Origin of the sequence: Vibrio hippocampi (assembly GCF_921292975.1) — a bacterium.
Classification (GTDB): domain Bacteria; phylum Pseudomonadota; class Gammaproteobacteria; order Enterobacterales; family Vibrionaceae; genus Vibrio; species Vibrio hippocampi.
In genome coordinates this window covers 609,496-621,634 of sequence record NZ_CAKLCM010000003.1, presented here as the reverse complement: position 1 = coordinate 621,634, position 12,139 = coordinate 609,496, and the positions used below count along the sequence as shown (strand labels likewise).

8 protein-coding genes and 1 pseudogene are annotated in these 12,139 nt (G+C 45.1%); 3 read left to right on the top strand and 6 right to left on the bottom strand.

Annotated elements, in window-relative coordinates; all coding sequences use genetic code 11:
• Positions 1-22: 22 nt before the first annotated feature.
• Positions 23-823, bottom strand: a complete 801-nt coding sequence (locus L9Q39_RS15895) for an ATP-binding cassette domain-containing protein (protein ID WP_435532861.1) — start codon at positions 821-823, stop codon at positions 23-25.
• Positions 824-1,083: 260 nt separating this feature from the next.
• On the bottom strand, positions 1,084-2,127 hold the full coding sequence (locus L9Q39_RS15890; protein ID WP_237486077.1) for an oxidoreductase: 1,044 nt from the start codon (positions 2,125-2,127) through the stop codon (positions 1,084-1,086).
• 176 nt (positions 2,128-2,303) lie between these two features.
• Between L9Q39_RS15890 and L9Q39_RS15885 the strand changes: the two genes are divergently transcribed.
• Positions 2,304-4,100, top strand: coding sequence for a cation:proton antiporter (locus tag L9Q39_RS15885; RefSeq protein ID WP_237486076.1), 1,797 nt, complete (start codon positions 2,304-2,306; stop codon positions 4,098-4,100).
• 140 nt (positions 4,101-4,240) lie between these two features.
• Here the strand turns inward: L9Q39_RS15885 and L9Q39_RS15880 are convergent, their stop codons facing one another.
• Entirely contained in the window at positions 4,241-5,101 is an 861-nt protein-coding gene (locus tag L9Q39_RS15880) for a polysaccharide lyase family 7 protein (RefSeq protein WP_237486075.1), read from the bottom strand.
• 338 nt (positions 5,102-5,439) lie between these two features.
• Here L9Q39_RS15880 and L9Q39_RS15875 point away from each other — a divergent pair.
• Both L9Q39_RS15875 and L9Q39_RS15870 read left to right on the top strand, forming a co-directional pair.
• Positions 5,440-5,673, top strand: a pseudogene (locus L9Q39_RS15875) (hypothetical protein); the annotation flags it as partial.
• Positions 5,674-5,971: 298 nt separating this feature from the next.
• On the top strand, positions 5,972-7,690 hold the full coding sequence (locus L9Q39_RS15870; RefSeq protein WP_237486074.1) for a sensor domain-containing diguanylate cyclase: 1,719 nt from the start codon (positions 5,972-5,974) through the stop codon (positions 7,688-7,690).
• 132 nt (positions 7,691-7,822) lie between these two features.
• Here the strand turns inward: L9Q39_RS15870 and L9Q39_RS15865 are convergent, their stop codons facing one another.
• The 3 genes from L9Q39_RS15865 to L9Q39_RS15855 all read right to left on the bottom strand — a co-directional run bounded on the left by L9Q39_RS15865 (position 7,823) and on the right by L9Q39_RS15855 (position 12,121).
• Entirely contained in the window at positions 7,823-8,971 is a 1,149-nt protein-coding gene (locus tag L9Q39_RS15865; protein WP_237486073.1) for a mannitol-1-phosphate 5-dehydrogenase, read from the bottom strand.
• 148 nt (positions 8,972-9,119) lie between these two features.
• Positions 9,120-11,015, bottom strand: coding sequence for a PTS mannitol transporter subunit IICBA (locus tag L9Q39_RS15860; protein ID WP_237486072.1), 1,896 nt, complete (start codon positions 11,013-11,015; stop codon positions 9,120-9,122).
• Between the two features lie 551 nt (positions 11,016-11,566).
• Positions 11,567-12,121 carry an MltR family transcriptional regulator gene (locus L9Q39_RS15855; protein WP_237486071.1) on the bottom strand — a complete coding sequence of 185 codons (555 nt, stop codon included), beginning with the start codon at positions 12,119-12,121 and terminating at the stop codon, positions 11,567-11,569.
• Between the last annotated feature and the right edge of the window lie 18 nt (positions 12,122-12,139).

The following is a 12,139-nucleotide window of genomic DNA, read 5'->3' as shown; positions in this document are numbered from 1 at the left end:
GTCACGTCTGTTAAGCCTTTATTTACACCGAAGCCAAAAGCTCGGCTAACTGCTGACAATAAGGGTGCTGCCCTTGGGTAATCGCGTGTTCGGGTGTGCCGTACGCCACCACGCTGCCATCAGCAATCACCACCAATTTGTCACACGCCATCGCCGCATGCAGATCATGGGTAATCAGCAAACCACTTTTATGCTGCGATTTAACGTTGTGATTGAATAAGGATAGGATCTCGGTTTCGGTCACCGGATCTAACGCACTGGTGGGTTCATCCGCAATCAACAAGTTAGCCTGTCCTAACAGCGCCATCGCGATACAGATGCGCTGCCTTTGTCCCCCTGACAGTTGACTAGGGTAAAGAGGCAAGATGGCTGATGGGTCAGAAAAGCCAAGTTGCGACAGCAACTGAGTCACATGGCTTTTATTGGCTTGGTTTAGTCGAGATTGACCCGATGTGACCGCTAAGGCTAATTGTTGTTCAATACGGGCTAACGGATTCAATGCCTGCAACGCATCTTGAAAAATGACCGCAGGACGTTGTGATGCTGAACGCTGTAAAATCGGCTTATCGGCAACGGAATCGTTGTTAAAGATAATCGAGCCTGTTACCGCAATATCTTGAGGTAAAAATCCAGCAATAGCCTTGGACAGCATTGATTTACCAATACCGGAAGGTCCCATAATGGCAACAATCTCCCCTTGATACAGTTCGAAGGAGATATCTTGAAACAGAACACGTTGGCTATCGGCAACAGTAAGATGATCAACAGATAATATAGGCTGGACGTTCACGGCAGTACGCAATGTAATGATATAACATAACAATAGTACCACGCTGGTTTGTATTCTAAAACATTTTGAAAAAAATTAACGCCCTAAGCCCAGAAATATCCAGTAAAAGTAAACATAACTGTCGTCAATTTAACAGCGGGTTATTAAAATTCAACACCACAGTTCAATCGATGTTAATGATTGTCGTTAGCTATCTGGCTTTAACCATGGATCGTTATGCAGTTGTCGCTAATCAATATCATTAACCGATATCGTTAACCAATATCGTTAACCAATATCGTTAACCAATATCGTTAACCGATATCGTTAACCAATATCGTCTGTTGCCGCTGGCTGCTTTCTAGCGCTAATTCAATCAAACGGATATTCCATAATGCCTGCTCTGCGGTGACGCTCGCGGGCACTTGGCGACGTATCGCCTCGGCAACGGAACGAAAATAGGCTTGATAGCCTCCTCGCTCAGTGGCAATGGTTTGTTGCTGCTCGCCGGTATATAAGGTCCCGTAGTTGGCTGGCACTTCATCCGCCCAATCTTCGGCAATTGGAGCGACACCTTGAATCAGACGAGACTCTTGCGGATCGAGCCCCAGTTTTTCGTAGCTGCCTTGGTCACCTTTAATGGTAAAACGTCTATTTGGTCCGGCTGAAAATAGATCGGCGTGCAGCAGAACCTGCTTGTCGGGGTAATGCAGCACAAGATGAAAATAGTCGTGATTATTGGAACCCTCGCGCATGATTTTACATTGTGCGGTCAGAGCCTCTGGAAGCCCGAAAAGCTGCAAACTTTGATCAAGCAAATGTGGTGCTAAGTCGAAAAGAATCCCGCCCCCGACTTCGGCTTGTTCACGCCAGCGCTGACGCACTTGTGGACGAAAGCGATCAAAGTGGGATTCATACTGTTTGATATTGCCTAAACGCCCTTGTTCGATCAGCTTTTTCACGGTAAGAAAATCGCCATCCCAACGGCGATTATGATACACACTCAGTACCAAACCTTGCTGCTGTGCCAATTCAATCAGCTCCTCGCCTTGGCGACTATCGGTAACAAACGGTTTTTCAACAATCACATGCTTATTGTTTAGCAGCGCGGCTTTCACCAAGGAATAATGCACATCATTGGGGGCGGTAATGATCACCAATTCACAATCCGACTGTTCAAATAACCGTTCTGCATTGGCGTAGCAAGTGACCGCTGGCCAATCTTGGCTGACCTGTTGCGCTTGGCTGCTACTAATCGCCGTCAATGCAAACTCTGGCAAATGATGAATAAAGGGAATATGAAAGGTTTTAGCCGAAAAGCCATAGCCAACAATGGCGGTTTTTATGGGTTGCAGCATATTGAGTCGCTCTTTTGTCACGAAAAGATAGAGGCAGTGTAACGCTAAACCGTGGCTCAAAGACAATAAAATTCATTCCATTAGCGAGCAATGTTAGTTGCAAAAGTCAGCTCTGTTATCTAAAGCTCTAATAACGGCAATTTTTTACGCAACCCAAAAAATCACAAGGATAGAGAATGAGTTCTGAAATGGTGGCATTGTCACTCGCGGCAGTTGGACTGCTCGGTTTAACCTGCCAATGGATTGCATGGCATTTGAAACTCCCCGCTATTCTGTTTCTTTTGTTGTGCGGGTTACTTGTTGGACCGGTATTGGGACTCTTCTCCCCATCGCAAACATTGGGTGAGCTGTTTTTCCCTTTTGTCTCATTAGCCGTTGCCGTGATCTTGTTTGAGGGCAGTTTGACCCTCAACTTTAAACAGATACGCGGCATCAGCAGCAGTGTGTGGAGCATTATCAGCATCGGTGCGATTGTCTCTTGGGTGATCACCTCTTGTGCTGCGCATTATTTGATGGGACTGCAATGGACCATGGCATTTTTATTTGGCAGCCTAACCGTAGTGACGGGACCGACGGTGATTGTCCCGCTACTCCGAACCGTTCGCCCCAAAGCAAAACTCGCCAACATTTTGCGCTGGGAAGGCATATTGATCGACCCATTAGGCGCACTCTTTGTGGTGATGGTTTACGAATTTTTGATCTCCCAAAGTGAGCTACATAGCCTGATGGTGCTGTCTATCGTTGTTGTCGTCGGCTTTAGCTTAGGGATAGCAGCCGGTGTTTTAGTCGCCAATATTATCAAACGCCACTGGTTGCCTGAGTATCTGCAACCTTTCGCGGTACTCACTATCTTGCTGGCGGTGTTTTCCCTCTCTAACTACATTGAACACGAATCGGGGCTACTCACCGTCACCGTGATGGGGGTTTGGCTAGCCAATGCTAAAGGCGTCAATATTGACCCCATTTTGCACTTTAAAGAGCACCTCACCATCCTGTTTATTTCGGGATTGTTTATTCTATTGGCGGCTCGCGTTGAGCTATCCGACTTTGAACAACTGGGTTGGGGAGCACTGGTGCTATTTGCGGTTATTCAGTTGGTGTCACGCCCTGTGTCGATCTTTATTGCGACACTGAAAAGTAATCTCGATATCAAAGAAAAGGTGTTTCTCTCATGGGTCGCGCCACGAGGTATTGTCGCTGCGGCTGTATCATCACTATTTGCGATTAAGCTGTCGATTCTGGAGGTCGAACAAGCCAATCTTTTGGTTCCACTTATCTTTATGGTCATCATCGGGACGGTGATTCTACAAAGCGCGACCGCTCGACCGATTGCGGCTAAATTGGGTGTGGCAGAACCTGCGCCAAGAGGATTTCTGATCGTCGGTTCTAATGAGGTGGCAAGAGTGATTGGCAAAGCAATACAAGGCTACGATTGCCGGGTGTTGATGTCCGACTCTAACTGGGATTACGTTAAAAAAGCCCGCATGATGGGTTTTGATGCCTACTACGGCAATCCCACCTCAAGCCATGCCGATGAATATTTGGATATGATTGGCATCGGTCAAGTCTTGGCTCTCACGCCTGATCAGCATTTTAACTCGGTCGCCAGCCTCCAGTTTGCCAATGACTTTGGCGAGCGCAAAGTCTATAGCCTGCAAGAGAAAACCGATTCCAATCAGTTAGACAAACACCGCTACAACGCGGAACATGACTACCGTTTATTTCTCGATGGCAGTGTCAGTTATAAAAAGCTCGCCAGCCTTATCAGTCAAAATGCCGAAATAAAGCACACCAAAATCAGCGAGGCGTTTACCTTTGAGGACTATCAAGCCCAATACAAGCACGCCAACTGGACGCCCCTGTTTGTTGTCGATGCCAAAAACTGTATCCATCTAGTGACAGACGTCGCGACGCTACAACCCAAAGCAGGAGAAATCATGGTGTCGTTAATCAAAGGCAATACGCCTCAATAAATAGGCATAAAATAAACAGACATAAAAAATACGCAGGCATAAAAAAACAGATAAGCGTCATGCTTATCTGCTTTCTGTTTATGTGGACTCTGTTTATGTGGACTCTGTTTACGTGGACTTGTCGTTACCGAGCGTAAAGATTACTTGCTCTCAGTCGCCGTGTAATCCAGCTTATAGAAGTGAGCTTCACTCATACCATCTTTAAATTGGTTATAAACACCCGCTTTAAAGTAGCTTAACAGGTGACGCCAGTAATCAATGTCGTGGTTAACCATCGTTTTACCATTCACATCGATTTGCATCATCTTGTTACCCACGGTGATGTCAAAGGCTGTCGTTTTATCTAATGGCGCTTTACCCAAGTCATATTGCGTGTAGGCATTATCTTTGTGGCAGAATGGCTTGTCTTTGTTCTTCTCACCAAACTTACCTTTACAAATGATGGCGTTGTTCTTAACGATTGCCCAGTAATGACCTTTCACGCCATTCGCATCTTGTTTCCAAACCACACGCAGTAGCGGATGAGGAACGTTGTGTGTCCCCTCGTTATCCAGACCTTTGTTGTGAACTTGTAGGAAAGTGATTTCGTTTGCCGCGCCTGTAGAGTTCTTCATCGACGCTTCTGGGTCCACCAGTTGCACTTCTGAGCTTAATTTGTAGAACTTATTCGGCAAGTCGGTACGGAAGTTTTTGTGCACTCGTAGCTCATTACGAAGGTGGTCATTCTTCATTTTGAACACCAAGGCTTCAGAACTTTTATCGACGAAAAAATAGGGATTAACAATACCAGTAAAATCACCATCAAGAGCAAAGTATTCTTTATTGCCCTTTTTGCCTTCAGCATCGGAGATTTGAAGCTCTGACGCTTTTAATACTGACTGATATTGCGAGTAGTTAACCGGCGCTCCTAGCGTGCCATTTTCGTCTGAAAATTGCACTTTTGCCGAAGCAAATGATGAGATAGCAAGCAGAGTAGAAACCGCCAATAGTTGTTTTTTCACCTAATATACCTTTTGTTATATTGTCGTACATTATGATAAATATCATGAAGATTATTTTTGTCAGAATAATTTCGTCGGAATTTGTGTGGTAACGCTAAATTTCCGATCCTACCGCTGAGTGAACACGCGCTAGATCTCTTTTTCCGCTTTGTACCTATTGCTTTTTTTATTTCCGCTCGCCTTGCTAACCCTTTAGTCACGGGCTGTTGCAAATTTTTTATTCTATGAAATTAGACTGTCATATTGACCGTTTAACTTGTGCGCTGTTTCAACACTATTCGTTGACTCACTCCTGTTCACTCGATACCTATTTATTCGATACCTATTCACAGAGCACTATGATCAAACAACGTCATCCATTAGATAGCACCATCATTAAGCTCCTTCAGCAGCAAGGCTTAGTCAAAAGTGAAGCTAAACAGCACTTGAAACAGCACGTCTATCGCCTACAACCTGATGAAATCAGCAAGGTGAAAAACTACGCGCAACACTTTGGAATTCAAGCCAAACAGCAGCTTATTGATGAGATTTTAGAGCTACGACGAGAAGCACTGATCGCCTCCCTTAAGCAGAACCCGTCTATCGAAGCTCAATGGCAGACAGCGGTCAATGACGGCGCAGTATGCCAAAACGTTAATGGAGAGCTATCGCGAAAGAGAAACACCATCACACCGCCTCAGCCTCATAAATAAGCGCTTAATATAGAACTTAAGTTTACTTTACCTAAGCCACACTCACTTCTACAGTTTATTGATTGATGACTTATTACTGTGCTTCGGTTTACACGCCGTTATCACGTTATAAACAAGCTAAGTAAGTATGTTGGAGAGAAGTTAGAATCATTCACTGATCTTAGAGCATGAGTAGACTATGAGTATTCGCAATAAAATTATAACCATTCTTCTCTCTATTGCGCTCACTTCTCACTTGGTGATTACCACGTTTTACTATTTGTATGCACAGAACAGCATTACGCAACAATCCGTCTCTCATTTAGAATCTGTCGCCAGCATCCAATATCAACGATTACATGCCTTTATTGATGGCAATATTGAAAGCCTTAGTCTGATACAAAGTCGCACTCAGATGCGCTACTCACTGGACAATTATCAACGCACTGGCAGTGCTGATGCCTATGAAATGATTGACACCATATTGTCCGATGTCTTGCAACAGACAAGCACAATCAACGAGATTTTTATTGCTGACACCCAAGGTCAGGTTCTCTTTTCAACATCGGCTCTCTATAACAACCGTGACTTTTCTCAGCATCCGTTGTTTCAAGACGGACTTGTCGGCAAAACCGGTTCTCTGCTTATAAAAGGTGACTCGGAGCAAGTACCCGCGATTGTCTTTTCAGCGCCGCTGGTGTTGAAAGGAAAAAAGCTCGGCGTCATTGCCATTCAAGTCCAGTTAGACGACTTTAATGCCTTTTTTACTGACTATACCGGTTTGGGTCAAACCGGAGAGGTTCTGTTGGCAACCCTAACTAACAAAGGCAATTTGATGCTGTTTACGCCTTTGCGCTTTGCCCCCTCGCCATTGCTTATCCCAGAAAACAGTGACAGTGCGATTCCGATGCAGCAAGCACTCAACAAAACCGCAAAGGTGTTTGAAAGTGCGCTCGATTATCGCAATGTGCCTGTTGTCGCCGTCAGTCGTTACTTTACCGATCTCGGATTAGGTATTGTGGTTAAAATGGATCGTGATGAAGTGCTCTCGACCAACAATGAACTGACTAACATCTTCCTCTACCTGATTATCTTTCTGGTCTTGGTCGCGATTCTTGTCTCCGTGGTGTTGGCGAACAAAATAGCCGGTCCCATTGAACGCATTACCGTGGCGGCAAAAAAAATCTCAGCGGGTAACCTAAACCAACGCGTGGTGGTTCAATCAAAAGACGAACTCGGTCAACTCGCCGTTGCTTTAAATGAGATGGCCGATGGTCTAGTTGGGGCAAAATTGAGATTACAGGAGAAGGTGAATCAGAAAACCGTTGAACTGCAACGTGCCAACCAGCAGCTTGAACATTTATCACAAACCGATGCGCTGACAGGTCTGTATAACCGACGTTATCTTGACGACCAACTTGATTTAGAATGGAGCCGTTGCACCCGCCATCACTCGACCATTTCACTACTGATGATCGATATAGATTTCTTTAAACCGGTCAACGATAAGAAAGGTCACTTGGTCGGCGATGACTATTTGAAAACCATTGCCAAAGCGCTGCGCGATGTGTTTCAGCGTAATGAAGACATTGTTGCCCGCTATGGTGGCGAAGAGTTTGCGGCCATCCTCACCCACTCATCACAACAACAAGCGATGGAATTGGGTGAAGTTATACGACAACGTATCGAAGCATTGGGATTAGAGAGCGGCTGCGCGACACTTTCACCTTTTGTCACCGTCAGCGTTGGCGTCGCAACCTGTAACCCGAAATGCGGTGAGAAACCTTCAAAACTGATCTGGGAAGCAGATAGAGCCCTCTATGATTCCAAAGCCTTAGGAAGAAACCGTGTCACGGGTTTTAGTCGTCAACTCGTCAGTGTGACACCTAATATCGGCAAACAAAGTCGGAGTCATTGATGGAGTTGAGGGTCAGATTATAAAGTCAGCGGCATTAAAAAAGAGGCTATTATTTAGCCTCTTTTTATTGGTTTTAATTATTGGTTTTAATGACCTGTTCCAATGACTGGTTTTAAGTCCGGTTTACTTCAATTACTTAAGCGCTTGGTACGCAGCTTCCGCTTGCTTAACCACGTCTGAATTCACGTCTAGCTCAGAATAGTGCGCCAGCGTTTCAGCAAACCCTTTCTCAGCAAACATCGCTTGTAGTTCAACCGCTTGCGGATCATCATCATTCTTGTAATGGAATGCCGCTGCAATACCTTGCACTAGGTATTGGTTTGGTAGACCGTATTCTAGTGTGCCGTTCAGTGGCTTGATTAGGCGATCTTGTGGGCTTAGTTTACGAATTGGTTGACGACCCACGCGGTCTACTTCGTCGCGTAGATATGGGTTAGCAAAGCGACCAAGGATCTTTTCAATGTAGGCTTGGTGAGCTTTCGGATCAAAGCTATAGCGTTTAATCAGTACCGCACCGCTCTCTTCCATCGTTGCTTTTACTTGCTCGCGGATTTTTTCATCTTCAATAGAATCTTTGATAGTCTCGTGACCAGCAAGTACACCTAAATACGCAGTGACCAAGTGACCCGTGTTGAGTGTGAATAGTTTTCGCTCAACAAACGCCATCAGGTTGTCAGTACATTCCATTCCTGGGATGTTAGGAATATCACCTTTAAACTGAGTTTCATCAACGATCCACTCGCTAAAGGTTTCTACAGTCACTGCCAGTGGATCGGTTTCACCCGCTTCCGCTGGTGGAACAATACGGTCTACCGCAGAATCAACAAAGCCAACAAACTCTTCCGTGTATGCCTTCATTTCATCAGACAAGTGCTCAAGAACGGCCTCTTTTAGCTGGCTCGTGCCACGTACCATGTTTTCCGCCGCAATGATGTTCATTGGAGCTTGATTGCCCGCCGCTGCGCGCTTTTCGATACCAAGCGCAATCGACTTAGAGATAATTTTCAGAACCGTTGGGCCGACAGCCGTCGTAATAAGATCGGATTCCGCAATGCAGTCAATAACCGCATCGGTTGCAGAGTTAACAGCAGTCACGTTTTTAACCGTTTCCACGACACACTCTGCACCGACAATCTTAACTGGGTACTCGTTACGCTCGATAAGAGCATTCACTACCGTCTCATTGACATCAGCAAAGGTCACTTCCAGACCTGCATCTGCTAGTAGCTTACCAATGAAACCACGACCGATATTACCTGCACCAAAATGTAACGCTTTCATAATTATTAGACCTTTAAGTGTTTAATCTATATAGGTAACGATTCGCTCATCTTGCATCTTACATGACACAAATCGTAAGCTTTATAGACTGAATAATGAGACCAGAGGAGTCTGGCCTCATTCAAATAGTTTAGCTAACTCACCGCAATTAAGCGTTGAGGATTTTTAACACATCTTCTGGGTTGGTTGTGTTTTGCAAACGCTCTACCGCTTCTTCATCATCAAGAGAGTTAGTAATCGCCATCAACACCATGTTGTGTTCATCACCTTGCGCCGCGATACCAATCACCATCTTAGCGATGTCGTCTTCATCTTCACCCCACTGAATACCTTCTGGGTACTGACAGAATACGATGCCGGTTTTTTGTACGTGTTGCTTCGCTTCGATTGTGCCATGTGGAACTGCGATCGATTCACCTAGATAAGTAGAGACTAGCTCTTCACGCTCAAACATGCCCTGTACATATTCAGGCGCTACGTTGCCAAGCTTCACAAGTTGCTCACCAGCAAACTGAATCGCTTCGTTTTTATCTTGGGCTTTTAGACCAAGGAACACAGCATCAGCCGTCAGTGCTAGACCTTCTTCTTTCTCTTCTTCCACCGCAGGAGTCGTGTCAGCAACCGCTGCCGCAGCCGGTTTTGCGTCACCTTGTTGTGCTGCCACTAGGTCAGCAACAAGCTTGTCGTAAATCGCACCATCTAAGAAGTTACTCAGAGAAATGTGCATTGCACTTGGTACGGTTTTACGTGCACGGTCAGTAAGATCTTTGTGAGTAATCACAATCTTAGAATCTTCTGGTAGGTTATTGATGGCGTAGTTAGTGACAAAAATGTCCAGACCTGCCGCTTCTACTTTCTTACGCAGTAGACCCGCACCCATCGCACTTGAACCCATACCCGCATCACACGCAACGTAGACGGCTTTTACTTCTGCAAGGTTGATCTCAGCGCCAGACACTTCACCTTTAGAAGAGGCTTTCATGTCTTTCATTTGCTCAGACGCTTTTTCTAGTGAATCATCTTCTTGGTTCGACGTTTTTAGTAACACTGAAGCCACAAAGAATGAAACCGCAGTGGCTGCAATCACTGAAAGAACCACGCCAATTAGAGAGGCTTGAGGTGTTAGCAACAAAATAGCAATGATTGAACCTGGAGATGCAGGAGACACAAGGCCAGAAGCAAACATCACGTTAACGAATACACCCGTCATACCGCCAGCAATAACCGCTAGGATAAGGCGTGGGTTCATCAGCACATACGGGAAGTAAATCTCATGGATACCACCGAAGAAGTGGATGATAGACGCACCCGCTGCTGACTGCTTCGCGCTGCCTTTACCAAATACCATGTAAGCTAATAGTAGGCCTAGACCTGGACCTGGGTTCGCTTCAATCAAGAAGAAGATAGAACGACCAATCTCTTCAGACTGTTGAATACCTAATGGCGAGAAGATACCGTGGTTAATCGCATTGTTCAGGAAGAGGATTTTGGCTGGTTCTACAAAAATTGATGCAAGAGGCAGAAGACCGGCATCAACCATAGCATTTACACCAGCAGCCAGACCCGCAGACATAACTTTTACCGCAGGACCAATAAGGTAGAACGCAACAATAGCGGCGATCATACCAATGATGCCGGCAGAGAAGTTGTTCACCAGCATTTCGAATCCGCTCTTCACTTTACCGTGAATCGCTTGGTCGAATTTCTTAATGGCAAGACCACCAAGCGGACCAACAATCATTGCGCCCATAAACATTGGAATATCAGTACCAACAATCACGCCCATGGTGGTGATAGCACCAACGACTGCGCCGCGGTCGCCGCCCACCATTTTACCACCGGTATAACCAATCAATAGCGGTAGCAGGTAAGTGATCATAGGACCAACCATAGACGCTAGCTTTTCATTCGGTAGCCAGCCAGTTGGAATAAATAGTGCAGTAATGAAACCCCACGCAATAAATGCGCCGATGTTTGGCATTACCATGTTGGAAAGGAATCGCCCAAAGTTTTGAACTTTGATCTTCGCTTCTGGTGATAACATAAGGGTGCCTCAGGAATTAAGAAATCGGTCAATCGACCAACAGTATTTGCTCATAAGTTGGAAAAAATGTACCACAAGAATTTTAAAATGCACCATCACCTCAAATTGCGTGAGCAATATCACAATGCATTATCCTGATAAAAATAAACTTAGAGATCCAGATCACACTTTAGACTCGTAGATAAATTACATAGTCATTTTATTGATATTAATTCTCATTAATTAGTGATATGGATCACGTTTAGCCTACCCTCTACCACTAAATAGTCTGTGACCAATATCACATTGAGAGTTATTCGTTCCAATGGTGGCGAATATATCGTTGATAGCTGACGTCTCTACTAAAAATTCTCGTTTTCAAAGTCCGCTACTTCATTGAAATGTAATTTAATTACAAGTTATACCGTCCAGAGTGGCGATTGATAAATAAGAGCCGTGAACATTGGCAAATGCCAACAAGCGAAAAATTCAAGCCGCTCACAACGAGCGGCTTGTTTGATAAAGGAATGGGGAAAAGGAAAGCTGGTGGGGCGATTCAAAGTCAACAAGCGCTATACGCTTAACTGTCCAACTAGGTCCGTGATCGCCAGTACTATGGTCGATTGGACTTTCTGATTGTGTCTGCGAACAAACATCTGCAACATGCTTTCTGATAAGCCTTGCATCATACTCGGATCGTACTCAATCGGCATGCTGCGCTTAATCGCTTTAATACCACGTAATGCAGTCAGCACCTTTGGGTGAGTAAAATCATAGTCTTCGTTGATAGACTCATTCCATTCTTTGAGTTCGACAAATACCTCTATGTCTTCATATGCCTCTTTATTGATAACGCCTAAACCAAGCAATAGTTTGCTGCGGATCTTCATATCACCCAGTGGACCACTACTGTGCATTAGGGGATCGACCACAAATTGTACTGAGCAATCTTTCTGTTTGAACTGCCGCTGCATCAGAGAACCTACTGCGTCATTCAACGCATGGTAAGCCGCACGGAACACTGCGGCAGCACTAGCTGCTTGTGAAATCACTTCTAGCAGTTCAGCCTCATTCGGCAAATGTATCGCTTGATTAATCCGCGCTACACTGTCTATTTTATTATTCATTGGTTCGCCAACAGCTGA

Coding starts and splice junctions, on each gene's coding strand:
- L9Q39_RS15860 (WP_237486072.1), bottom strand. CDS start 11,015: ATGTTATCACCAGAAGCGAAGATCAAAGTTCAAAACTTTGGGCGATTC.
- L9Q39_RS15870 (WP_237486074.1), top strand. CDS start 5,972: ATGAGTATTCGCAATAAAATTATAACCATTCTTCTCTCTATTGCGCTC.
- L9Q39_RS15865 (WP_237486073.1), bottom strand. CDS start 8,971: ATGAAAGCGTTACATTTTGGTGCAGGTAATATCGGTCGTGGTTTCATT.
- L9Q39_RS15885 (WP_237486076.1), top strand. CDS start 2,304: ATGAGTTCTGAAATGGTGGCATTGTCACTCGCGGCAGTTGGACTGCTC.
- L9Q39_RS15855 (WP_237486071.1), bottom strand. CDS start 12,121: ATGAATAATAAAATAGACAGTGTAGCGCGGATTAATCAAGCGATACAT.
- L9Q39_RS15890 (WP_237486077.1), bottom strand. CDS start 2,127: ATGCTGCAACCCATAAAAACCGCCATTGTTGGCTATGGCTTTTCGGCT.